At 73.8% G+C, this 23,802-nt stretch carries 21 protein-coding genes; 9 read left to right on the forward strand and 12 right to left on the reverse strand.

What is annotated here, in order from left to right:
* The first annotated feature begins 65 nt into the window (after nt 1-65).
* The 3 genes from Val02_RS35400 to Val02_RS35410 are packed head-to-tail and all read left to right on the forward strand — an operon-like array spanning nt 66 to nt 1,901.
* Entirely contained in the window at nt 66-881 is an 816-nt protein-coding gene (locus Val02_RS35400) for a hypothetical protein (RefSeq protein WP_239153583.1), read from the forward strand.
* Nucleotides 882-886: 5 nt separating this feature from the next.
* Nucleotides 887-1,282: a GntR family transcriptional regulator gene (locus Val02_RS35405; protein WP_203903660.1), complete on the forward strand. Its 396-nt coding sequence runs from the start codon at nt 887-889 to the stop codon at nt 1,280-1,282.
* 1 nt (nt 1,283) lies between these two features.
* Nucleotides 1,284-1,901 (forward strand): GOLPH3/VPS74 family protein, encoded by a 618-nt coding sequence (locus tag Val02_RS35410; protein WP_203903661.1) that lies wholly within the window; start codon nt 1,284-1,286, stop codon nt 1,899-1,901.
* A 78-nt stretch (nt 1,902-1,979) separates the two neighbouring features.
* On the opposite strand, the gene Val02_RS35415 is transcribed toward Val02_RS35410, so the two are convergent.
* Nucleotides 1,980-3,245 (reverse strand): glycoside hydrolase family 16 protein, encoded by a 1,266-nt coding sequence (locus tag Val02_RS35415; protein WP_239153584.1) that lies wholly within the window; start codon nt 3,243-3,245, stop codon nt 1,980-1,982.
* 122 nt (nt 3,246-3,367) lie between these two features.
* Nucleotides 3,368-4,444: an NAD(P)/FAD-dependent oxidoreductase gene (locus tag Val02_RS35420; RefSeq protein ID WP_203903662.1), complete on the reverse strand. Its 1,077-nt coding sequence runs from the start codon at nt 4,442-4,444 to the stop codon at nt 3,368-3,370.
* A 100-nt stretch (nt 4,445-4,544) separates the two neighbouring features.
* Between Val02_RS35420 and Val02_RS35425 the strand changes: the two genes are divergently transcribed.
* Nucleotides 4,545-5,366 carry a helix-turn-helix transcriptional regulator gene (locus tag Val02_RS35425; RefSeq protein ID WP_203903663.1) on the forward strand — a complete coding sequence of 274 codons (822 nt, stop codon included), beginning with the start codon at nt 4,545-4,547 and terminating at the stop codon, nt 5,364-5,366.
* 88 nt (nt 5,367-5,454) lie between these two features.
* Nucleotides 5,455-7,497: an ATP-binding protein gene (locus Val02_RS35430; protein WP_203903664.1), complete on the forward strand. Its 2,043-nt coding sequence runs from the start codon at nt 5,455-5,457 to the stop codon at nt 7,495-7,497.
* A 21-nt stretch (nt 7,498-7,518) separates the two neighbouring features.
* Here Val02_RS35430 and Val02_RS35435 read toward each other — a convergent pair whose 3' ends face one another.
* Both Val02_RS35435 and Val02_RS35440 read right to left on the reverse strand, forming a co-directional pair.
* Nucleotides 7,519-8,061, reverse strand: coding sequence for a dihydrofolate reductase family protein (locus tag Val02_RS35435; protein ID WP_203903665.1), 543 nt, complete (start codon nt 8,059-8,061; stop codon nt 7,519-7,521).
* A 40-nt stretch (nt 8,062-8,101) separates the two neighbouring features.
* Nucleotides 8,102-10,744: an ATP-binding protein gene (locus Val02_RS35440; protein WP_203903666.1), complete on the reverse strand. Its 2,643-nt coding sequence runs from the start codon at nt 10,742-10,744 to the stop codon at nt 8,102-8,104.
* Nucleotides 10,745-10,831: 87 nt separating this feature from the next.
* Between Val02_RS35440 and Val02_RS35445 the strand changes: the two genes are divergently transcribed.
* The gene (locus Val02_RS35445; RefSeq protein WP_203903667.1) at nt 10,832-12,661 is read left to right on the forward strand and encodes a multicopper oxidase family protein; all 1,830 of its coding nucleotides are present in this window, start codon (nt 10,832-10,834) and stop codon (nt 12,659-12,661) included.
* A gap of 111 nt (nt 12,662-12,772) precedes the next feature.
* The gene (locus Val02_RS35450; protein ID WP_203903668.1) at nt 12,773-14,389 is read left to right on the forward strand and encodes a LamG-like jellyroll fold domain-containing protein; all 1,617 of its coding nucleotides are present in this window, start codon (nt 12,773-12,775) and stop codon (nt 14,387-14,389) included.
* Nucleotides 14,390-14,438: 49 nt separating this feature from the next.
* Here Val02_RS35450 and Val02_RS35455 read toward each other — a convergent pair whose 3' ends face one another.
* Complete coding sequence (locus Val02_RS35455; RefSeq protein WP_203903669.1) at nt 14,439-15,275, reverse strand: hypothetical protein; 837 nt, start codon at nt 15,273-15,275, stop codon at nt 14,439-14,441.
* Nucleotides 15,272-15,808, reverse strand: coding sequence for a SigE family RNA polymerase sigma factor (locus tag Val02_RS35460; protein WP_239153585.1), 537 nt, complete (start codon nt 15,806-15,808; stop codon nt 15,272-15,274). The genes Val02_RS35455 and Val02_RS35460 overlap by 4 nt, the downstream gene beginning before the upstream one ends.
* 74 nt (nt 15,809-15,882) lie before the next feature.
* On the opposite strand from Val02_RS35460, the gene Val02_RS35465 reads away from it, so the two are divergent.
* Nucleotides 15,883-17,112 carry an alkaline phosphatase gene (locus tag Val02_RS35465; RefSeq protein ID WP_203903670.1) on the forward strand — a complete coding sequence of 410 codons (1,230 nt, stop codon included), beginning with the start codon at nt 15,883-15,885 and terminating at the stop codon, nt 17,110-17,112.
* A gap of 63 nt (nt 17,113-17,175) precedes the next feature.
* Here Val02_RS35465 and Val02_RS35470 read toward each other — a convergent pair whose 3' ends face one another.
* Complete coding sequence (locus tag Val02_RS35470) at nt 17,176-17,430, reverse strand: hypothetical protein (protein ID WP_203903671.1); 255 nt, start codon at nt 17,428-17,430, stop codon at nt 17,176-17,178.
* A gap of 132 nt (nt 17,431-17,562) precedes the next feature.
* Here Val02_RS35470 and Val02_RS35475 point away from each other — a divergent pair, with 132 nt between their 5' ends.
* Entirely contained in the window at nt 17,563-18,279 is a 717-nt protein-coding gene (locus Val02_RS35475; RefSeq protein WP_239153586.1) for a DUF899 family protein, read from the forward strand.
* On the opposite strand, the gene Val02_RS35480 is transcribed toward Val02_RS35475, so the two are convergent.
* The 5 genes from Val02_RS35480 to Val02_RS35500 form a co-directional block, all read right to left on the reverse strand.
* The gene (locus Val02_RS35480) at nt 18,260-20,575 is read right to left on the reverse strand and encodes an ATP-binding protein (RefSeq protein ID WP_203903672.1); all 2,316 of its coding nucleotides are present in this window, start codon (nt 20,573-20,575) and stop codon (nt 18,260-18,262) included. The two genes, Val02_RS35475 and Val02_RS35480, sit on opposite strands and share 20 nt — an antisense overlap.
* Nucleotides 20,576-20,632: 57 nt before the next feature.
* Nucleotides 20,633-20,860 (reverse strand): putative antibiotic biosynthesis monooxygenase, encoded by a 228-nt coding sequence (locus tag Val02_RS35485; protein ID WP_203903673.1) that lies wholly within the window; start codon nt 20,858-20,860, stop codon nt 20,633-20,635.
* A 408-nt stretch (nt 20,861-21,268) separates the two neighbouring features.
* The gene (locus tag Val02_RS35490) at nt 21,269-22,240 is read right to left on the reverse strand and encodes a pectate lyase family protein (protein WP_203903674.1); all 972 of its coding nucleotides are present in this window, start codon (nt 22,238-22,240) and stop codon (nt 21,269-21,271) included.
* 155 nt (nt 22,241-22,395) lie between these two features.
* Nucleotides 22,396-23,442 carry a lysylphosphatidylglycerol synthase transmembrane domain-containing protein gene (locus Val02_RS35495; protein ID WP_203903675.1) on the reverse strand — a complete coding sequence of 349 codons (1,047 nt, stop codon included), beginning with the start codon at nt 23,440-23,442 and terminating at the stop codon, nt 22,396-22,398.
* Between the two features lie 78 nt (nt 23,443-23,520).
* The gene (locus Val02_RS35500) at nt 23,521-23,682 is read right to left on the reverse strand and encodes a hypothetical protein (protein WP_203903676.1); all 162 of its coding nucleotides are present in this window, start codon (nt 23,680-23,682) and stop codon (nt 23,521-23,523) included.
* Nucleotides 23,683-23,802: the final 120 nt, after the last annotated feature.

The following is a 23,802-nucleotide window of genomic DNA, read 5'->3' on the forward strand; positions in this document are numbered from 1 at the left end:
CCGATTGACTTGTCGCAAGTATTGACGCACTCTATTGATACAAGACTTGAGACATGGGAGGCGTCATGGCCAACGGAACGGTGCCTGATGTTGCCCCGCCGGTTCGGCCGGCGGATCTCGAGCGGGCCGGCGCGTGGCTGGCCGGGCACGGACTCGCCGAGGCGCGGCCCACGCCGCTGCTGGCGATGCGCCTGACCGCCCGGCGACAGCGGCGCCTGGCCGCGGCTGTGCTGCTGGCGGCGTTCCTCATCCTCGTGGCGCTCGCCTACACCGGGGCCCTCGGCGGCTCCGGGGCGTACCGGCGCTGGTCGCTGCTGGCGGTGGCGGCGCTGGTGGCGGGGCTGGTGCTGGCGCAGGCGCTGCTGGACCGGTGGGTGCGGCGGGTCGACCGGCGGGCCGGTGCGACGTTGCGGCGGCGGGCCGCCCACCCGGTCCGGCTCGGCTGGCGCACCGTGCTCGGCGTGCCGCACGCCGCGTTCGCGGTGACGACGTTCGTGGGGGCGGCGGTGCTGGCGATCGGCGTGCTGACCGTGCGGGACCCCATGGCGCGCTACGCGGCACTGATCCTGCTCATCGGGCTGGGCGGGCTCGCGGCCGGCGTGGTCGTTCAGCTGCGGCACATCCTGACCCACGCCGTCGTCGCGGACGACGCGGACTCGCTCACCGCCGACGTCGTCATGCGGGTCGAGGACGCCCGGGACGTCGCCGTGCCGACCGTCGTGTGGTCGCTGCCCGTCGTGTCGGTCTTCAGTACCGCCTTCGGCTGGTGGAACGTCGCCTGGATCGGCTTCGTCGTCCTGAGCGTCGTCGCGTTGGCCCTGATCGACCGGCGAAGCCCGCGCTCCGGCGTGGTGGCGCGGCGCGCCACGGGTGCCCGGTGAGCCACATGATCGTCATCGACTCCACGTCGCCGGTGCCGCCGTTCGAACAGCTGCGCGCCCAACTCGCGCGGCAGATCCAGGAACAGACGCTGGCCGTGGGCGCCCGGCTGCCGACCATCCGCCGCCTCGCCGCGGACCTCGGACTGGCCGTCAACACCGTCGGCCGCGCCTACCGCGAACTGGAAGAGGCCGGCCTCATCGAGACCCGCGGATCGGCCGGCTCGTTCGTGTCCGCGGCCGGCGAACAGGGACGCGAGCGGGCCGGCCGGGCGGCCGCCGAGTACGCGGCCGTCATCGCCAGCGTCGGCATCGACACCAAGGAGGCCCTCCGCATCGTCCACGCGGCGCTGACCAAGGGCCTCGCGGTTCCCCCGGCCGCGCCCGAGCCGAACGAGGCGTGAGATGGCCGTTCCGCAGAGCCTGCCGCAGCGCGTCTTCGTGCTGGCGTACAACCCCGCCAAGGGCCGGCTCGGCCTGGACACCCACCTCGGCGCCATGCTGCGGGCGGCGGCCCTCGCCGACCTCCATCGCGGCGGCCTCATCGCCGACGAACGCGGCCGCGTGGTCGTCGGCGCCCGGCGCCCCTGCCCGGATCCCGTGCTCGTCGCGGTGCTCGAAGAGATCGCCGGCTCGAAGCCACGCGCCTGGCAGTCCTGGGTCTACCACGGGCAGCGCGCCGCCCGCGCCGCGGTACGCCGGCAGCTCGGCGACGACGGCTGGGCGAGGCTCGAGCCGCGCCGGATCCTGGGACTGTTCCCCACGGTCCGGGTGACCCTCCGCGACCCGCGTGTCCGCAAGGAACTCCTCGGCCGGGTCGACGCCGCCCTGAAGAAGCCCATCGGCCGGGTCGATCCCGCCGACGCCGCGCTCGCGGCCATCGTCGCCGCCGGCGACCTCACGCTCGTCCTCGACCGCGGCACGAGGCGGGTTCACAAGCGGCGCATCCAGGAGCTGACCGCGCTCAGCGGACCGGCCGTCCCCGCGCTGCGCGCGGCGGTCGAGGCGGCGGCGGTCGGTTAGCCGCCGCCCGGGGGCCGGAGACGGCGACGGCCGCACGCCCGGTCGGGAGCGTGCGGCCGCCTTACCGCCTGGGAGCGGTCAGAAGCGGGACCACTTCTGGTTCGCACCGCCGTGACAGTCCCACAGGATCAACTTGCCGCCGTTGTTGGGGTTCCAGCCGCTGACGTCGACGCACCGGTTGGCGCTGATGTTCACCAGGTCGCCGGCGCCGGAGAGGGTGAAGCGCTGAGCCGGGTTGCCGTTGCAGGTGACGAGGTTGACCTCGGTGCCGTTCGCGGTGCCGGCCCAGGCCGGGTCCATGCACTTGCCCATCGCCCGCACGGTGCCGTCGGCCGCGAACGACCACGCCTGCGCCGCGGTGGTGTTGCAGTCCCAGATCTGCAGCTTCGCGCCGTCGGCCGGGTTGGCGCCGGGGATGTCGATGCAGCGGCCGCTGTGAGCGCCCCGCAGGCGGACGGTGCCCGGCTGCGGCTGGCCGCCACCGGCCTCGTAGCGGGAGACGCGCACGTAGTCGACCAGCATCTGCTGCGGGAACTGGGTCGAGGCGTCGGGGTTGCCCGGCCAGTACCCGCCGACGGCGACGTTCAGGATCATGAAGAACGGGTGATCGAAGACCCAGCGGTTGCCGCCCAGCCGACCGGGGTCCACCCGGTGGTACTCGGAACCGTCGACGTACCAGACGATCGAGTTCGGCTCCCAGTCGACGCGGAACGTGTGGAAGTCGTCGGCCAGGGGGCGACCGATGTTGCGAGCCGCCGTGATGCCGCCGCCACCGGAGTAGCCCGGCCCGTGGATCGTGCCGTAGACGTTGTTCGGCTCCTTGCCGACGTTCTCCATGATGTCGATCTCGCCGGAGTTGGGCCAGCCCACGCTGCCGATGTTGTCGCCGAGCATCCAGAACGCCGGCCAGATGCCCTGCCCGCGCGGAATCTTGATGCGGGCCTCGAAGCGGCCGTACGCCTGAGTGAACGTCGCCGAGGTGAGCAGCCGGGCCGAGGTGTACTCGCACCGGCCGTAGTGGCACTGGTAGTTGTTCGGGTTCTCGCGGCGGGCCGTGATGACGAGGTTGCCGTTGCCGTCGTGCACCGCGTTGCTGGTGCTGTTGGTGTAGTACTGGAGTTCGTTGTTGCCCCAGCCGCTGCCGCCGGTGTCGAAGCGCCACTTCGACTGGTCGACGGCGTTGCCGGCCGGCGCGTTGAACTCGTCCTGCCACACGATGCCGCCGATGGCCGCCTCGGCCCGGTCGTTCTCGCCGGGCAGGACGAACACGGCGGTGAGGCCGACCGCGGTGACGGCGGCGAGGACGAACGCGAGAGTTCGCAAACGGGAACGGCGTCGAGCCACAGCAACTCCTTGAGCGGGGAAAGGGGAGAGAGCGCTCTCGGCCCGTAGTCTGCGAATCCGGCCGCGCCAAGGTCAATGTCCGTTAAGGGGCCTTTAATGCCACAGTTGCGCGCGGCGGCCCCTCAGTCGGCGCCGAGCAGTTCCCGGAAGTGCTCCAGCCGGAACGTCGCCTTGAACTGCGCCGTCGCCGCCGCGTCCAGCAGCCCGAACTCCGGCGCGTAGCCCACCCCGCCCGCCGGACCCAGGGTCAGCAGGATCCCGTCCGCGAACGGTGCGTAGGCGGTGAGCGGCCCGCCCTCGATCAGCGCGCGGATGTTCGCGGCGGCCGTCTCGCCCTGGGCCCCGGCGGCGCGGCCCATCTTCAGCTCCGGGGTGTCGTTCAGGTCGCCGACGGCGAAGACCCGCTCGTGGCCGTGCACCCGCAGGTGCTCGGTGACCGCGAGCCTGCCGTCGGGGCGGCGGGCGGTGGCCAGTTCGGGGGTCAGGTAGGTGGTCGGGACGGTGCTGCCGTAGCAGGGGAACCACAGGTCGGCCGCGAGAGTCTCACCGGCGCCGGTGCGCACCGTGAACGGGCGCACCGCGCCGGCCGGGGTGCGCGGCGGGGTGTCGAGCCTCGTGCCGAGCAGCACCCGCACGCCGAGTTCGTCCAGTTGACGGGCCAGGTCGGCGCGGAGTGCGTCCGGGAAGCGGCCGCCGAGCAGCTCCGGCCCGGGGTCGACGACTGTCACGGGCCGGCCCGGCCACGCGGCCGCGATCTCCCCGGCGAACTCCAGGCCGACGGCGCCGCCGCCTAGCAGCAGCACGCCGGAGGCCCGGTCGAGCGCCGTGTGCGCCGCGTGGAGGCGTTCGACCGCGGAAGCCTGTGCGGTGGCGTCGATCCGGGACGGGAACGGGCCGGTCGAGCCGGTGGCGAGGACGAGGTAGTCGGGCTCCAGACGTTCCCCCGAGGAAAGCCGGACCTCGTCGGGCCGCACCTCGACCGCGGCGTCCCGGACCACCCGGCCGCGGGACAGCAGTTTGTCGTAGGGAATGAAGATCCGGTCGGCCCAGGTCGGGTCGACCGCCGCGCGCAGGGTGGCGACGTTGTGCAGGAACGCCTCCCGGGGCTCCACCAGCGTCACGTCCGCGACCTCGTCCAGGGCCTTCGCCGCCGCGATCCCGCCGTAGCCGCCGCCCACCACAATCACTCTCGGGTCCATGCCCCGACCCTCGGCCGACCGGCGGCCGGCAGGGAGACCGCGCTCAGGGTGGTAGCCACGGGGACACCCACGCGGTGGCGGCGTTGTTACGGTCGATCGGGTGAACGACAACGAGCTGGGCACGTTCCTGCGCGCGCGACGGGCCGAGGTGACGCCGGCCGAGGTCGGGCTGCCGCCCGGCACCCGAAGGCGCACGCCCGGCCTGCGCCGCGCCGAGGTGGCGATGCTCGCCGGCGTCAGCGTGGAGTACCTGACCCGGCTCGAACAGGGCCGCGACCGGCACCCGTCGCCGCAGGTCCTGGCCGCGCTGGCCGGCCCGCTGCGGCTCACCACCGCCGAGCGCGCCCACCTGTACCGGCTGACCAGGACATCCGGCGGCAACAACTGCCAGGCGTTCGTCACCGAGCCGCCGCGGACCGTGCGGCCGGGTCTGCGGGCCGTGCTCGAGCGGCTCGAACCGGCCGCCGCCATGGTGGTCAACCAGGTCGGCGACGTGCTCGCGCACACGGCCGGGTTCCGCCGCCTGCACGGGCCGACCGGGCTGCTGGACGGCGACCCGCCGAACCTCACCCGGTACCTGTTCACCGACCCGCGCGCCCGCGACGCCTACCCGGACTGGGCCCACGTGGCCGACGAGCAGGTGGCGGCGCTGAAGGACGGTCCGGCCCGCGCCGGGTTCGTCGACGAGCTGACCGCGCTCGCGGGGGAGGAGTTCGCGGAGCGGGCCGTGCGGGTGCCCGGGCTGCCCCGCGCGCACGGGCTGCTGCGCCTGGCGCATCCCGCCGCCGGGCCGCTGCGGCTCGCCTACGAGATCATGGCGTTGCCCGGGGACGGGCTGCGGATGGTGGTGCAGTTGCCGGCCGACGAGGCCAGCGCCGACGCGCTGCGGGGGATCGCGCCGCTGCGGCTGGTCGCCGGCTGACGATTCTCTCGATGGAACGTCTTCCGCGCGGGCTTCTGAGCGTTCGCCTGACCTGGGCGGCCGGCGCTTCTTAGACTGCGGTGTGGCGTTGGTCCTGGTCGTTGAGGACAATCCGGAGCACCAGCGGGTCATCGCGGAGACCGTGCGGCGGCTCGGTCACAGAGTCGTGGTCGCCGACGACGGGCGTTCGGGGCTGGCGGCGGTGCGCACCCGGCATCCGGATCTCGTCATCACCGACGTGGACATGCCCGAGTTCGACGGGCTCGAACTGTGCCGGGCGATCCGCGGCTGCACGACGGCGGCACCGGCGGTCATCGCGATCACGGCGTTCCTCATGCCGGGGGATCCGAGTATCGCGGCGGCCGGGGCGGCGACGGTGGTGCGCAAGCCGTTCACGCTGGCCGAGCTGGGTGCGTCGGTTCGTGCGCACCTGCCCGTTCCCTCGGATGCAACCGACGCGGACCGTCCGCCGGCCGCGGACGTCCCCACGACGCAAGCCCCGGCCGCCTCGCAAGGCCCCTTCGCCACCACGGCTTTCGTCGCGGCGCTGCTGCAGAGCCTGGACACCGGGGTGGCGGCGTGCGGCACCGACGGGCGGCTGGTCGTGTTCAACGCGATGATGCAGGAACTGTTCGGCACGGAGAGCCTCGACGTGCTGCTGGACGAGTGGCCGGACCGGTTCACGCTGTGCCATCACGACGGGACGCCGCTGCGCGCGGAGGAACTCCCGCTGCGCCGCGCCCTCGGCGGGCAGGAGGTCTGCCAGTCGGACCTGCTCGCGTACGACCGGGCGGGGCAGCCGCGCTGGTTCACCGTGAACGCCCGGCCGATCCAGGAACCCGGCACGGGCACCACGATCGGCGCCGTCGCGGCGGTCCACGACATCACCGACGCGCACCGGACCCAGCGGTACCAGGACTGCGAGACGGCCGTGCTGAAGGTGCTCACCGAGACGCCCGACACCGTCGCGGCCGGCAACCGGATCCTGACCGCCATCGCCACGACGCTGGACTGGCCCTACATGGCGCTGTGGCTCGTCGACCCGGTGGTCGACCGGCTGCGTCGGGTCGCCGTGTACGCGGCGGAGGGCGAGGCGCCGCTGCCCGTGCCCGAGACGTTCGGCCCCGGCGAGTCGCTGCCCGGGGTGTGTTGGCAGCGCGGCGAACCGGTCTGGGCGCCGGACATCCACGCCCCCGACTCGCCGGTGTTGCCCGCCATCGCCGCCGCGTGCACCTACAAGTCGGCGGGCGCGGTGCCCGTGCGCAGCGGCGAACGGACCGTCGGCGTGCTGGTCTTCTTCGCCCACGACCGGCAGGAGCCCGAACCGGCGCTGGCGATCCTGATCAGCGGGGTCGCCGGACACATCGGCGCGTACCTGGAGCGCCGCCGCGCCGAGGAACTCTCGCTGCAACTGGCCGCCAGCACCGACGAGTACGTGGCCCTCGTCGGCCACGAGCTCCGCACGCCGCTGACCTCGATCGCCGCCTACACCGAACTGATCGCCGAGTCGCCGCCGGGCACCCCGGTGGACCAGGTGCGGGACCTGCTCGACGTGGTGCTGCGCAACACCGCGGTCCTGCGCACCCTGGTCGAACAGCTACTCGACCTGGCCGCCCTGGACTCCGGGCACGTCGGCCTGGAGTGCGCGCCGGTCGACCTGGCCGAGGTGGTCGGCGAGGCGGTCGAGTGCGCGCTGCGGGAGGCGCGGCCGAGGGACATCACCATCGACAGCACGCTGCACACCGGCGCCGTGGTGACCGGCGACCGGGACCGGCTCCGGCAGGTCGTCGACTGCCTGCTCGGGAACGCCGTCAAGTACAGCCCCGACGGCTCCGCCGTGACGGTGGGGCTGGTCGCCGGCCCGGACTGCGTCGAGCTGACCGTCGCCGACAACGGCATCGGCGTGCCCGAGGGCGAACGGTCCCGGGTGTTCCAGCGGCTCTACCGGGCCAGCAACGCCCGGCACAGCAGCAGCGGCGGCAACGGGCTCGGACTGGCGCTGAGCCGCACCGTCGTCGAACGCCACCACGGCAGCATCACGCTCGCGTCGACCGAGCCGAGCGGCACGCTGGTGACCGTGCGGCTGCCGGACGCGGGGTGCGGCGCCGGGTCGGACACGCTCGGCGCGTGAGGGGCGGCGGGCACCGAGGGCTCAATGTGGTCGGACTCGGTAGTGGGCCAGGAGGTAGCCGGACGGGGTGGGTTCGGCGCGGAGCGCCTCGAGCCGGATCGCCGGCAGCCCGTCGAGGAGCCGCCGCCCGCGTCCGGCGACGCAGGGCGCGATCACCAGCTTCAGTTCGTCGACGAGGCCGGCGGCCAGCAGCGCACGCGCGACCGAGATGCTCGCGTGGACGCCGATCTCGTCGCCGTCCTCCCGCTTGAGCTTCCCGACGAAGTCGGCCAGGTCGCCGTCGATCGCCGTGGCGCCGGCCCAGTCCCGGTCGAGCGGCGTCGAGGTGGCGACGTACTTCGGGACGCCGTTGATGAACGACGCGAACGGCTCGATGTCGCTCTCCGGCCAGTATCGGGCCCACTCGTCGTAGCTGCGCCGGCCGAGAACGACGGCGTCCTGCGTGCCGATCACGCGGGGGATGTTGGCGTCCACCACGTCGTCCCAGTGGCCGACGACGAAGGTGTCCGGGGCCTCGGCGACCCCGTCGAGGGAGACGAACTCGTAGACAACGACTTTACGCATGCCCGGGTGGACCGGCCGGGCGGCCGAAACTCATCGCGGGTCACTGCGCCAGTTCGGGGAGGTCGCGCAGTTGCCGGCGGGAGGTGATGCCGAGCTTGCGGAAGATGTTGCGCAGGTGGGCGTCGACCGTGCGCGGGCTGAGGAAGAGCCGGGCGGCGACCTCGTTCGACGTGGCGCCGGTAGCCACCAGGCGGGCGACCGACACCTCCTGCATGGTGAGCCGGTCGTAGGTGTGCCCGGTGCGGCTGCGCGCCCGCTCGCCGGTGGCGCGCAGTTCGTCGGCGGCCCGTGCGGCGAACGCCTCGAGGCCGGCGCTCGACAGCAACTCGTGCGCCGTGCGCAGGTGCCGGCGGCAGTCCCGGCGACGGCCCCGGCGGCGCAGCCACTCGCCGTACAGGAGGTGGGCGCGGGCGCGGTAGGGCAGCAGCGGGCTGTCGTCGAGGCGTTCGACGGCCTCGCGGTAGTGCTCCTCGTCGCCGGTCACCAGGCCCCGCGCGTACGCGGCGATGCCCAGGCCGGTGGCGGTCGCGCTCGCCCGGGTGCGTTCGGTCAGCGACTCCAGCGCCGTCGCGGCCGCGTCGGGCTCGCCGCAGCGCAGCGCCGCCTCGATCAGTTCGGGGAGGGCGATGCCGGTGAGGAAGAGGTCGCCGTCCGCGACGGCTCTGCGCGCCGCCTCCAGTGCCTCCTTGTATTCGCCGGAACCGTTGTGGAGCACGGCCGCCGGCCAGTGGATGTTCGCCGCGAGCTGGCCGGGTGCGTCCACTGTGGACGCCGCGAACAGCTCCGCCGCCTCCCGCTTGCGCCCCTGCCATGCGGCCAACTGGATGCGGTGGTAGCGCACGGGTGGGCCGCCGGACGCGTCGGCGATCGCCTCCTCCTCCGCGATGAACGCCATCGCCCGGCCGAGGTCGCCGGCGAGCACCGCGGCGGAGGCCGTCTGGGCGAGGCCGAGGCGCAGCACGAGCGGCGCACCCGACTCGCGGCCCACCTTCACGAGCCAGTCGGCGATGGCGGCATGCGCGTGCGGGTCCCACAGCTCCGACGCGAGCATGACGGCCAGCCCCGGCCGGGCCGTCCACTGTGGACCGTCGAGCACCTGGCGCAGCAGCGGCACGGCCGCCCCGTGCCCCTCGGTGTACAGCAGCCGCAACGCCTCCAGGAGGTCGTGCTCCTGCGACGGCGGCGCCGCGGCGAGGATCGCGGCCAGCACGCCGTCCGGGCGGCCGACGACCAGCCCCATGTCGAACGCGTCGAGGAACGACTCCCGGGACTTCGCGGCGTCGAGCGGCGCCAGCCGTACGGCCGCGCGCAGCATGTGACCCGGCCCGCCGTCGTCGGTGCGCCGCAGGAACGCGATCCGCCCCCGTAGCAGGTCGACCTGCGCCCGCCGCAGCTCGTCCAGGGCGGCGTTCTCCACGGTGGTCAGCAGCCGCGCGGCGGTGTCCGTGGCGCCGGCGTCCAGCTGCGCCCGCACCGCGGCGAGGGTGCGCTCGATGCGGGCGGCGGGGTCGAGCGACAGCGCGGCGGCCCGTTCGACGAACGCCGCCGCGGCCACGACCCCGCCGCGCGAACGGGCCCGGGCGGCGGAGCGCTCCAATTCGGCGGCGACGTCGTCGTCCGGGCCGGCACACGCCTGCGCGCGGTGCCAGGCGCGGCGGTCCGGGTCGGCGACCGGATCGGTGACCTCGCCGAGAACCCGGTGGGCGGTGCGGCGTTCGGCGTCGGACGCGGCGCGGTAGACCGCCGAACGGGCCAGCGGATGGCAGAACCGCACGTGCGTGTCGAACTCGACCAGCCCGCTCCCGGCGGCCGCGGCGCTGGTCGCCGCGACGTCCAGGTCGAGCAGCCGCGCGGCGGACCACAGCAGGCCGGGGTCGCCCGTGGGGTCGGCGCTCGCCACGGTCAGCAGCGCGCGCGCCTCCTGGGAAAGGGCGGCGAGCCGGGCGCGGAAGCTGTCCTCGATGCGGCTCGGCACGGAGGCGGCCGGCGGCGCGAACCCACCGGCGCGCGGCAGCACCAGCAGGGCCAGCGGGTTGCCGCGCGCCTCGGCGACGATCCGGTCCCGGACCTGTTCGTCCAGCGGGGTGCGGCTCCCGGCGGCCAGCAGCTCCCGCGCCTCGACGTCGTCGAGCCCGCCGATGTCGAGGGCCGGCAGTCCGTCCAGCCGGTCGAGGGCGGGGGAGGGGCGGGCCGCGAAGAGGACGGCGACGGGTTCCGCGTCGAGCCGCCGCGCGAGGAACGTCAGCGCCCGCGCCGAGGCGTCGTCGAGCCACTGCGCGTTGTCGACGAGGCAGAGCAGCGGGCGTTCGCGGGCGGCGGCGGCCACCAGGTCCAATGTGGACAGTCCGACGCGGAACAGCTCCGGCGTCCCCTCGACCAGCCCGAACGCCACCCGCAGCGCCTCCCGGTGCCGCGCCGGCAGCGCGTCGAGGCCGCCGAGCAGCGGCACGCACAGCCGGTGCAGCGCGGCGAAGGGCAGTTCCGACTCGAACTGCGCCCCGGACGCGTCGATGACCCGGAAGCCGGCCGCGGCCGCGCGGGCGTGCGCCAGCAGGGCGCTCTTGCCGATGCCGGCCTCGCCGCGCAGGACCAGCGCGCCGCCGTGGCCCGCGCGGGCGGCCCGGGCCAGCGCGTCGAGTCGCGCCCGCTCGTCCCCCCGGCCGACGAGTGCAGCTTGCGGCATGCGCTTACGGTAGGCGATCGGCGATTTTCACCGATGCGAACGCGCGCCGGTGCACGCGAACCTGGGACTTCCACCAGGAGGTTCGTCATGTTTCTCGGGCTCATCGGCGGCGATCTGACGCTCGCCTTCGCCGCCGCGATCGCGGCCGGGTTCGCCGGGCGCCGGGCCGGCCGGGGGCGGGCGCTGACGATCACCGCCGGCCTCGTCGCCGCGCGGCTGGTCATGGCCGTCGCCCTGCTGATCGCCGGCGGGTGGCCGCTGGTCAGCGACCGGGTGCTGATCGGCCTGCCGGTGGCGGTCGTGCCGATGGTGTGGGCGCTGGTCGCCACCCGCAAGGGCGCCGAGAACGCGGTCGCGGTGCACACCGCCGTCGCGGGCGTGTTCGTGTCGACGTGGTGGCAGTACGCCCCGCCGGCGCCGGCCGACCGGTCGATCGCCGTGGCGGTGTCGCTGCTGCTGCTCGGGGCCGCCGCGGGCGGTTCGGCGCTGCTGGTGCGGCTGCGGGCGGAGCACCGGCCGGCCCGGGCGCCGTGGCTCACGATCGCGGTCGTGGTGGCGCTCGTCGGCGGGTTCCTCGGCGGGGCGCGGACCGAGGCCGACGGCGGGGACCACCACCACGCGATCGATGCCCGGGACTGGGGCGGTGGCGGCGAGCGGACCGCCGCGCCGCGCCGGGTGAGCCAGTTCACCGCGCCCGCCGAGCGCGCCGCCGACGTGGCCGTCACCCTGGTCGCCCGCCGGACCACCATCCGGTCGAACGGCGGGAGCAGGCTCGACGCGTTGACGTTCAACGGCGTGGCGCCCGGGCCGGTGATCCGGGTGCGCCAGGGCCAGCTGCTGGAGGTCACGCTCCTCAACGAGAACGTCGCCGAGGGCGTCACCGTGCACTGGCACGGCATCGATGTGCCCAACGCCGAGGACGGGGTTCCCGGGCTCACCCAGGATGCGGTGCGGCCGGGTGGCCGGCACGTGTACCGCTTCGAGCCGGACCGCCCCGGAACGTACTGGTACCACACGCACAACAGCGCCGACGGGACCGTCCAACGTGGACTGTTCGGCGCGCTGATCGTCGATCCGGCGCAGCAGCCCGTGCCGGATCGCTTCGAGCGCACCATTTTCGTGCACGAGTGGCCCGACGGGACCACCGACCTGGTCGACACCGCGCGGCGGCAGCAGGTGGCGCCGGGGCGCATCGTGTATCTGCGGCTCATCAACAGTTCGACCGCGACACAACGGGTGGACACGGCCGGGACCCCGCTCGTGGTGGCCGCGCTCGACGGCAATCCGATCGACGGCGCCACCGAACTGCCGGCGGGGACGGCCTTCGAGCTGGCCGCCGGCGGACGATACGACCTCACCTTCACGATGCCCGACCGGCCGGTGACGATCCGCGGCGACGGCGACGCGGTGACGGTGCTGAGCCCGGGCGGCGACGCGGGTCCGGCGGCGGCCGGGGACGGTCCGCTCTTCGACCCGGCGGGCTACGGCACGCGCCCCGCGCAGCCACCGCTGAAAGGCCGCTACGACCGGGACTTCACGCTGATCCTGGAGGACGGCTTCGCGCTGCAGGACGGCATCCCCACCTACGGCACGCTGATGAACGGCCGCCTCGTGCCGCACGTGCCGACGCTGATGGTGGCCGACGGCGACCTGGTGCACGTGCGGATCGTCAACCGCAGCATGGACGACCACCCGATGCACCTGCACGGGCACCGCGTCCTGGTGCAGCGCCGCGGCGGCGAGCCGACCACCGGCAGTCCATGGTGGACGGACACCCTGAACGTCGCACCGGGTCAGGTGTTCGACGTCGTCTTCCGCGCCGACAACCCGGGGGTGTGGATGGACCACTGCCACAACCTGGAGCACGCGGCGAACGGCATGATCATGAACCTGGCCTACGCCGGGGTGAACACCTGAGCCGTGCCCCCACGGGACAGCGACCCCGTTCGATGCCCGGTAGCGTGACGGCGATTCAGGCACCGACGCACTGGGGGACAGATGTCAGCAAGAGCACGGAAATTGCGGCGGATGGCGCTGGCCGCGGCGGTCGCGGGAGCCGCCGCGGCGGCGCCACTGTCGTTCCCGGGGGCCGCTTCGGCAGCCGCCGACCCGCAGCTCGTGGCGGCGTACGGGTTCGACACGGCCGCCACGGCCACGCTCGACGCGAGCGGCAACGGGCACACCGGCACGCTGGAGGGCGCCGCGTGGGCGGCCGGTGGCGCGTTCGGCGGCGCGCTCTCGTTCGACGGCACCGACGACCGGGTGGTCGTACCCGGCGACAGCGGGCTCGACCTGGCGGCCGGCTTCACGCTGGCGGCCTGGGTCAAGCCGGGCGGCGGTGACGGCTGGCGCACGGTCCTGCTCCGCGAACGCGGCGACGGGCTCGCCTACGGCCTCTACGCCGGCAGCGAGTTCGGGGGCCCCGACGCGGCGCTCAACACCGGCGGCTCCGACGTGAACCTCGGCACCGAGGGCGCCCTGCCGGTCGGCGCCTGGTCGCACCTGGCGGCCACCTACGACCCGGCCGTCGGCCTGAAGCTGTACGTCGACGGCGTTCTCGCGGCCGAGGTCGAGGAGCACGGCACACCCGCCGCGGACGGCGCGGGCGACCTGAGCATCGGCGGCAACGCCGTCTGGGGCGAGTACTTCCAGGGCCTCATCGACGAGGTGCGCGTCTGGGACGGCCCGCTCGCGGCGAACGCCGTCGCGCTGCTGCCGGACAGCTCGGTGGCCCCGACGGCCGGCGCCCGCCCGCGCATCGCCGCACCGCCGCGCGGCACCCGGGTCGGCGGCACGGTCTTCGTCCGGGCGACCGCGTCCGGCGCGCCGACGGCGGTGCAGTTCCTGCTCGACGGCGCTCCGCTGGGCGCGCCCGTGCAGTACCGCTTCGGCGTCGGCTACGCCGTCGACTGGACCGCCGGCGGTGCCACGGCCGGCTGGCACGCACTGGGCGCGCGGGCGCTCTACGCCGACGGCAGCAGCCTCGACTCGGCGCCGTTCGCCGTGGACGTGGCGGCGGTCGACCCGACCCTGCTCGGCGCGTGGGGCTTCAACGAGTCGGGTCCGGCCTACGACTACTCGGGTCGCGGCAACCGGGCGACGCTCAACGACGTCTCGACCGCCTCGCCCGGCGAGTTCCGCACCGGCCTGCGCAAGAACGGCGAACTGGGCTCGGCACGCGTCAACGACGTGCCGGAACTCTCGCCGGGCGGCGCGCTGACCGTGTCGGCCTGGGTCCAGCCGTACACCGACCTCGACGGCACGCAGCCGCTCGTGGTCAAGCGCGCGTGGGGCGGGCCGATCGAGTACGGGCTCTTCGCGGCGCGGGACAACGGCGGCGTCACCGGTGTGATCACCACGGACGCGGGCACGTTCACCGTCACCGCCGGCGACCTGAACGTCGGCCAGCCGGCACACGTGTCGCTCACCTACGACGGCGCCGCGCTGCGGCTGTTCGTCGAGTACACCGAGGTCGCCTCCGTGCCGGCGGAGGGGACGGTCATCGACGGCACCGGCCAGCTGTCGATGCTCTCCGCCCCGGGCAACGGGCAGTACGACGAGTACCTCGGGGTGCTCGACTCGGTGCGGGTGTACAACCGGGCCCTCACCGCCGAGCAGCTCGCGTCGGACAACACGCCGGCGTAGCCGGGCACGGCCGCGGGCGGCGCATCCGTTGCGCCGCCCGCGTTTCCGCTCAGCTCGGGCTCACCGTCGGCGGACGGAACGTCGGGGTCCCGGGCGAGACGGAGATCGCCGGGCCCGGGTCCGGTTCGCCGTCCGGCGGGTACGGCGGCGGGCTGGCCTGGATGCCGTCGCCGCGCTGCCGCTGGTCGGTGCTGCCGACCACGGCGCCGGAGGCGTCCCGCGCGGTGAAGAGCACGGCCGTGCTCGCCGGACCGCTCGGCACGCCGGTCGGCTCGGCGAGCGGGCCGTCGCGAGAGATCCAGAAGACCGTGACGTCGGGGACGCCCGGCACGCGGGCCGTGTTCGCGATGACCGTCCGCCCGTCGACCGCCACCTCGACCCGCGCGTCCGCCACGCCGACGACGCCGTAGTCGATGACGCCGCCGCGCCCGTCGGGGAGTTCCACGACTCTCGGCGTGAGCGATCCGGGCAGGATTACCAGGACGGGCCGCAGCTCCCGGAACCGCTCGTGAGACGGGTCGGAGAGGGCGCCGCGAAGCTCCGCCCTGGATTCGCCGTCGATCCGGATGTTCGGATCGGGCGCGCGATGGAAAAGGAGCAGTTCCTCGTCGCCCACGGTCAGGCCGGTGACCAGCGCCGGGCCGACGAACGGGTGCGCCGTCGGGCTCGGCGTGGGACCCGGTGCGGGGCGCGGGGCACCCGGCTGCATCGCCACCAGCGTCCCGACGGCCAGCGCCGGTGCCAGCGCGGCGACCGCCACGGTCAGCGGACCGCGCCACCGGCGCCGCCCCGCACGCGCCTTCACCCGGGCGAACGTCACCCGTGGCGCGAGGCCCTCGGTCTCCTCGACCAGCTGCTGCCGGAGATCGTCAACGGTGTACATCACGCTGTCTCCTGCTTCTCGACGACAGTGCTGAGGCCCGGGTCGACCCGCAGCTTGCGCAGCGCCCGCGCATGTGCGCTCTTGACGGTGCCGAGCGCCACGCCCAGGTCGTCGGCGGTCTGCTGTTCGGTGAGGTCCAGGTAGTAGCGGCAGACGATCACGGTGCGTTCCCGGCGGGTCAGCTGGCGCAGGGCCTCGGCGAGGCTGGTCCGCGCGACCGCCGCGTCGGCCGGGTCGGGGCCGGCGGCCCGCCGCTCCGGGAGCCGGTCGGTGGGTCGTTCGCGGCGCAGCAGCCTGCGCCACCAGTCGCTGTGCAGGTTGACGAGGATCCGCCGCGCGTAGGCGTACCCGTCGCCGTCCACGATCCGTGGCCACGCCGTGTAGGTGCGTACGAGCGCGTTCTGGGTCAGCTCCTCGGCCTGCCCGGCGTCGTAGGTGAGCAGGTAGGCGACCCGGTAGAGGCGGTGCGCGCTGGCGCTCATGAACGCCGCGAACTGCTCGTCGGGTCCGCTGCTTTCGGGTCTTCGCAACGTCACGCCCCTCCCTACTCCGCGGGGCCGGGAAAGGTTCTCCGTCGAGAAGCATCGGACGGGATGTCATTCTGGTCGCCATGCGACCGACCGCCGCACTGCGCATCTTCGGACCGATCGTGCTCGCGATCGCGGCGGTGGGCCTGGTCGTGGTCAACCTGCCGCACGACACGCCGCCGCCGACCCGCAAAGCCGTGACGGACGGGGTGCGCAGCGTCATCTTCGTCAACGGCGACGGCATGGCCGCCGCGCACCGCGAGGCCGGCCGGCTCTTCCACGCCGGGTTCGACGGTCAGCTGGTGATGGATCAGCTGCCGTTCTCCGGGCAGCTCACCACCAGCCCGCGAGATCCGGCGTCGGCGGTCACCGACTCGGCGGCCGGGGCGGCGGCGTGGGCCACCGGGCAGCGCACCTACAACGGCGCGATCAGCGTGGACGTCGACCGCAAGCCGCTGCCGACCCTCGGCGCCCAGGCGAAGGCGGCCGGGAAGGCGACCGGGCTCGTCACCACCGCCCAGGTCACCGACGCCAGCCCGGCGGCGTTCTTCGCCAGCACACCGGAGCGCGGCGCGCAGGACGAGATCGCCCGGCAGTACCTCGAGGTCAGCCGTCCCGACGTGATCCTCGGCGGGGGAGAGGACTGGTGGCTGCCGGCCGGCACGCCCGGGGCCTATCCCGACCGGCCGGCCGTCGACCCGGACGAGCAGAGTCGCGGCAAGAAGGGCAACCTGGTCGAACGCGCGAAGAAGGCCGGCTACCGCTACGTCTCCAACGGTGCGGACCTGGACCGGGCCGGCGACGGCAAGCTGCTCGGCCTCTTCGGCAACGAGGAGCTGTTCCAGCAGCGCGGCGAGGGGCTCGGCGACGCCTACGAACCACCGGTCAGCCTCGCCGCCATGACCGGCAAGGCGCTGGACGTGCTGGGCCGCGGCGACAGCGGCTTCTTCCTCTTCGTCGAGGAGGAGGGGATCGACGAGTTCGCCCACCACAACAACGGCACCCGGGTCCTGCAGGCCGTCGCGGCGCTCGACGCGGCCGTCGCGGTGGCGCGGCGGTACGTGGCCGAACATCCGGACACCCTGCTCGTCGTGACCGGCGACCACGAGTGCGGCGGCCTCACGATCGGCTCCCCGGGCGACGGCCCGTTCCCGGTCAAGGGCAGCGGCCTGACGTTCACCATGGGCTGGAGCACCGACCAGCACACCGGCGTCGACGTGCCGGTGACGGCCGAGGGGCCGCAGGCGCAACGCTTCACGGGCAAGCACCCGAACACGTTCGTGCACGACGTGCTCGCCCCGCTGCTGACCTGAGCCCCGTCCTACGGACAGCGAACGGGGGCGGGCCGCGCGGTCCGCCCCCGTCCCGTGCCGCGGCTACCGCGGACAGCCCAGCTCGGACAGGATGCCGTCCCAGGTGCGACGGCTGGCCATCAGGTCGCTCCACGCGCCCACGGTGACGCGGGCGAGGTCGCGCTGCCGCGGTGTCCAGAGCGGCACGGTCTCGTCGACCATGACGATCGGCACGGCTGCGGTCTCCCAGTCGGCCATGGCACGGTCGAACCGTTGTGCGGCACGCGCGTAGCGGGTCCTGGCTCGGGCGATGTCTCGTGCGAAGCGTGCCGGATTCATGCCCCCATTCTATCGAACACGTGTTCTAAGAACGATCACATTTGGGCCGTGTCGCGGAGTGCGGTCACCCCCTTGACGCAACTGGATGGTTGCCATAGTTTGGCAACTGAAGGGTTGCTATAAGGAGGGGTCATGTTGCCTGACGTCGTGGACCGGAACGCCTACGAGGCGGAGATCGACCGACTGCGGATCCGGGAGAAGGCGCACACCCGGGAGGGTGACGCGATCGCGGCGGCCCGCCGGCGCCTGCCCATGGTCGAGGTGGACGCCGGCCTGCCGCTGGTCGGGCCCGACGGCCCGCTCACGCTGCTCGACGCGTTCGAGGGGCGGCGGCAGCTCGTCGCCTACTACTGGATGTGGCACGCCGGCCGCAGCGCCGCGGAGCAGTGCCAGGGCTGCACCTGGTGCGGCAGCCAGGTCGGCGAGCTCTCCTACCTGCACTCGCGGGACATCACGTACGCGATCTTCGCCCAGGGGCCGTACCCGGAGAGCCGCCGCTACCGCGACTTCATGGGCTGGGAGATGCCCTGGTACTCGGCCGACCCGTCCAAGGAACGGCTGCTCGTCGGCCGGCACGTCGGCATGATGCACATCGTCTGCTACCTGCGCGACGGCGACCGCGTCTTCGAGACCTGGTGGACGACGCGGCGGGGCGTGGAGGCGCTGGACAACTCCTACGCGCTGATGGACCTGACGGCGTTCGGGCGGCAGGAGCCGTGGGAGGACTCGCCCGCCGGTCGGCCGCAGGGCTTCGGCGAGGGCGCCATGAGCCGCGACGGGCGCCCCATCCCGCAGTGGTCCCGCCTCGCCGCCGGACGCTCCGACGACCTCACCGGTCCGGTCGGCTGAGCCGCGCCAGGGCGGCCTCGGCGCGGGCCCGCTCCTCGGGCCGGTCGATCTCGTGCGCCAGTGCCAGCGCGGCCTCGTGGCGGGACACCGCCTCGGGCACCCGGCCCTGGGCGGCGAGCGCGTGGCCGAGGCCGTTCAGGGCGCAGGTCTCGCCGTAGCGCTCGCCCAGGGCGGCGAAGAGCAGCAGGGCGTCCTCGTAGTGGCCGACGGCGTCGGCGTGGCGTTCCAGCATCACGAGCGCGTCGCCGAGATTGTTGAGCGCGGTCGCCTCCCCGCCGGTGTGGCGCAGTTCGCGGAAGATGGCCAGGGCGCGCCCGCCGTGGTCGAGGGCGGCGGCGGGCTCGTGCAGGCGGGCCGAGACGCTCGCCAGGTTGGTGAGCGTGTTGGCCTCGCCGACGCGGTCCCCGAGCGCCACGAACTTCGCCAGCGCCAGCCGGTGGAACGCCGCCGACCGCTCGGGCGTACCGGCCGAACCGTGCACCACGCCGAGGTTGCCCAGGGCGCGGGCCTCGCCGCGGGCGTCGCCGAGCCGGCCGCAGAGCGACCGCGCGCGTTCGAGGTGGTCGATCGCCTCGGTGTGCCGGCCGAGCTGCCAGCACACCACCCCGAGGTTGGTGAGCGCGGTGGCCTCCGCGCCGCTGTCCCCGATCAGCCGCGCCACCTGCTGCGCCTCGGTGTGCACCGCGAACGCGTCCGCCGGATAGCCGCCGTTGTCCAGGTACGAGTAGAGGATCGCGGCGAGGCGGACGGTGTGCTCGGGCCGGCCGTTGCGCGCCGCGTGCAGGCAGACCGCCACCAGCGTGGCGCGTTCCGCGTCCAGCCACTGGAGGGCGGCCTTCGGGTCCTGCAACGCGGGATCGGTGGGCGGGCGCTCGGGCAGCGCCGGCCGCCGGTGCGCCTCCGCGGGGTACAGCGCGTCCATCGCCGCGGCCGCCCCGTACAGATAGTGGGCGAACAGGCGGTGCAGCGCCTGACGCCGTTCGACCGGACGATCCTCCTCGCGGGCGCGGACATCGGCGAACGCGCGGACCAGGTCGTGCAGGACGTACCTGCCCGTGACCGGCTCCTGCACCAGCGACTCGCCCGCGAGATGCCGCAGGTGAACGGCGGCCGCGTCCACGTCGGCGCCGAGCAGCGCGGCGGCCGCGTGGTCGTCGAGATCCGGCCCGGGATGCGCGGCCATGCGCCGCAGCAACGTCTGCCGCGCGGCCGGCAGGTGCTGGTACGACAGGTACAGCGCCAGCTCGACGCCGCTGTCGAGCCGGCGGTGCTCGTGGCGTTCGTCCAGGCGGTCGGCGTGGTCGGTGACCGTCCACCCGGGCGTGGCCGTCATCTGGCCGGCGACCACGCTCAACGCCAGCGGCAGGTGCCCGCAGCGCCGCGCCACCCGCCGGTACGCCGCGCTGTCGGAGCCCACCGCCACGCTCGGAACGGCGCCGGCGAGCAGCCGTTCGGCATCGTCCTCGCTGAACACGTCCACGTCGACGTGTGCCGTCCCGGGCGGCCCGGTGATCCGGCGGCGCGACGTCACCAGGGTGAACGACCCCGGGCCGGGCGGCAGCAGCGGCCGCACCTGCTCCTCCCCGGCGGCGTTGTCCAGCACGACGAGGGTGCGGCGGTGCGTGAGACGTTCCCGGAAAAGGGCGGACCGGGCCTCGACGCCGTGCGGGATCTCGTGGCCGGAGAGCCCCAACAGCCGCAGGAACCCGTCCAGGACGGCGGCCGGCTCGGCCGGCGGCTGCCCCGGATCCGGGTGGAACCCGCGCAGGTCCACGAAGAGCGTCGTGTCGAAGCGGCGCTGCGCGGCGAGCAGGTGCCCGGCGTGCACCGCCAGGCGGGTCTTGCCCACGCCCGCCATCCCGACGAGCACGCACACCCCGGCGTCCCGCGCGGTGATCAGGGCGAGCTCGGCGCGCCGGCCGGTGAACGCCGCGACGCCCTCCGGTAATCGGTCGAGCACGCGCACCTGGGCCGCCGCCGCGGTCTCGGCGAGGCTGACCCGCAGCGCCTGCCGCCAGTGCGCCAGGTACGAGGTGTCGTCGTGCAGCGCCCGCACGACGGCGAGCACGAGTTCGCCGTTGATCCGGCGCCGGCCGGTCTTGAAACAGTCCACGACCGTCCCGCGGCGGGCCGACTCGTGGGCGGGTCGACCGGCGGCCTCACCTCGGGCGTTGATCCGCCGGGTGATCGTCTCGAACGACGGGTCGCCGGCCCAGAGCTTGAGCGCCCGTAGGCAGCCGACCAACTCGTCGAGGCTGCGGGCGAGCCCCGGGTCGGGTGGATCCGCAGGGGTCACAGCGACCACCTCCCCGTGGCCGAACATGCTACCGGCGGGGCCCGCGTCGGGGTGTCCTCAGCGGCTGATCAGGAAGGCGCGCAGCCGCTGCAGGGGCGGCATGAGCACGAAGACGACGACCGGCACGGCGATGCCGGTCATGACCAGCGTCCGCAGGATCATCGGCGCCCCGGCGAGAACGCCGCTCAGCAGGAGCTGCAGCACGACCAGGGTGGGAAAGACGGCGACCCAGATCATCAGGGTCAGCTGGGGCTTCGTGGCGGGTGCGGCCGGGTCGGCGTTCATCGTGGTGCTCCTTCGGTGGCCGGCGGGGTTCGGCTTACCTCAGGAAGCTTAGTTAAGCATGTTGAGCTATGCAAGAGGGATCGACGTTCGTGCGGGATCGTTTGGGATCGGCCCGAGACCACCGTCGATGCGCTGGGATCGGACGCATGGACCGTGAGCAGCGGGGTCGGGGGTACTGCTCGGCCTCATTCGTCGTCGTGCTCGAAGCCGCGCGGCGGACATCCGTACGACCGTGGGACCTTCCGTGCAGCGCGACGCTGCCGAAACGCACGGCCTTCATCCGCTTCCGCACGGATCTGAACGGGCCGCGCCGCCGGCGGCGCGGCGATCCGCGGTAGCCGGGACGGCGGGAGGCCCCGCGCGCCGGTGTGGGAACGGCGGGCGGGGCCTCCCCGGTGGAGGGCGGGCTCAGATCTTTCCGGTGCCCGCGCCGGCCGTCACGGTGGCCTTCACGGTGTTGTTCGCCTCCGGGGTGTACGAGTACGGGATCGCCGCGACGCTCGCGCCGTTGCGGACCTGCTCGGTGCCGGAGTTCACCCGGTAGTTGTTGAGGACCTTGAGGTTGCCCGGGTCCGAGTCGCCGGTCTGGGTGACCGTCGGGTTCGCCACGTTCTCGAAGTAGTTGCGCTCGACGAAGACGCCGGCGTTCATCGTCGACGCCACGCCGTAGGAGCCGATGTTGCTGTAGTAGTTGTTCAGCACGTGCACCGGGTTGGCGAAGCGCACGCGCGGGTGCCGCTGGTTGGTGCCCTCGAACCAGTTGTGCACGTAGGTCACGCGCAGGTGGCCCAGGTCCTGCGACGAGTTGCCGTCGTCGTGGCCGAGCAGCATGGACTTGTCGTGGTTGTGCAGGCGGTTCCACGACACCGTGATGAAGTCCGAGCCGCGCTTGATGTCGATGAGGCCGTCGTAGCCGTTCGACAGGTCGTTGTGGTCGATCCACACGTTCGTGGTGTTGGTCTGCACGTTGATCGAGTCGTCGGCCGCGTTCCGGAACACCAGGTTGCGGATGATGATGTTGCGGACGCCGGAGAGGTTGAGGCCGCCGCCGGTGATGCCGGAGCCCGATCCGACGCCGATGACCGTCTTGTTGGACGCGACGTTGTACATGCCGGAGATCGTGATGAGGCCGCTGACCCGCACCGTCTGCGAGGTGCTGCTGCTCAGTGCGGACTTCAGGGCCGAGGCCGACGTGACGGTGACGACGGTGCTCGACGAGCCGCCGGTGGTGCCGCCGTTCAGGCTCGCGTAGCCGACCGGGCTGCTCTCCGCGGCGAACGCGGTGCTCTGGCCGGCGAACAGGATCCCGCCGGCGGCCAGGGCGGTGGCTGCTGCGGCGGCGGCGATCGTGATCCGGCGGCGGACCTTGGTCTGAGACATCGGGTGTCCTTCCTTGGTGTAGCTCGGGGGTAGGGGCGACCGCCGGAGGGGTGGCGGGCGATGCGCCCCGTGCTGCTACTGGCCAGGAAAGCGCTTTCCGGTTCCGAACGCTAAGCGGACGATTTGGTGGCTGTCAATATTTGCGAGGCTGTGCCCTATGGGCGTTCTCGACGTGACCGCGTGAGCTTGTTGCCGTTCGGGGGAATGGCTGCGGACTGAGGTGAAATATTCACCGATCGCCGTTCCCGCCGGAGCGCCAGCGCGGCGAGCCCGCCGACCGGGATGAACAGCCAGCACGAGATCAGCCGGTAGATCAGCACCGCCGCGGCGGCGCCGACCGCGGGCGCGCCGGCCGCCGTGAGCCCCGCGGCGAGCGCGGCCTCCACGACACCCACCCCGCCCGGAGTGAGCGGCACCTGCCGCACGATCTGCACGCTGAGATACAGCCCGGCCAGCGCCGGCACCGTCACCGGCAGGTGGAACGACCGCGCCACCGCGATCAGGCACACGAGATCCGCGAACCACTTCCCGGCGCAGAGCAGGAGCAGGACCACCCAGTCCCGCACCCGCAGGGCGGCGGCGGCGCGCCACGCGTCGCGGACGGCGTTCAGGGTGGCGTGGAGGTAGCGGGTCGGCCGGTCGGCGTCGGCCGGGGCGTCGCGCTGCGGAGCCGGGCGGGCCGCGAACCGCCGACCCGCCACGACGGCCGCGACGGTCAGCACGGCCAGCCCGCCCACCACGACCAGCGGCCGGCGGTCCGGGCTCCCCGCGGCGCCGCGGGCCACCAGCGCCAGCCCGCCGACGGCGTACAGGAGGGCCAGCCCGCCGATCGTGGCGAGCCCGGAGATCACCACGGACGCGGCGGCGAGTTCGGCGGGCGCGCCGGAGCGCCGGTACCGCCGCACGGTGTACGCCGTCGCGACGGCCGGCCCCGCCGGAACGCTGATCGACAGCGCGCTGCCGACGAGCACGATCGCGCCGACCCGCCACCGCGCCATCGGCACGCCCAGCCCGTGCAGCAGCCGCCGCTGCGCGAGGGCGAACGACCCCACCGACGCCACCTGCGCCAGCACCGCGAAGAACAGCCAGTCGACCCGGGCGCCGGCGAGCGCGCCGACGATCTCGTGCGCGCCGGGCAGCCGTCCGCGCAGCCCGTAGGCCGCGAGCGCCACCACGACGACCGCGACGACGACGAGCCGCATTCGCCGACGGGAGCGGGCGGGCGACGGCGTCGGAGGGTCGGCCACGCGCCGATACTGCCAAACCCGATCGCCTCGCGGTCACCTCCGCCAGGGCGTCGTGAGCGACATCTCCAGCGCGTGCGGGCCGGGCGCCTGCTGCACCGCCACCGCCACGACGACGGCGGCGACCAGCATCAGTACGCCGACGACCGTGGCGGCGGTGATCAGCCACAGCTGCTGATCGCGTTCCGGGGTGTCCATGAGCGGGGCAACGAACCGGGTACCCGCCCGGCTACGGGACGGGGTGTGCCACCCGGGGACTCGTCCCGAGGGGGAAGACGTGGGAAGCTTTCGGAATCTCGAAGTGATCACGGGGGAGGG

The sequence above is a fragment of the Virgisporangium aliadipatigenens genome (genome assembly GCF_016863615.1).
GTDB classification, from domain to species: Bacteria; Actinomycetota; Actinomycetes; order Mycobacteriales; family Micromonosporaceae; genus Virgisporangium; species Virgisporangium aliadipatigenens.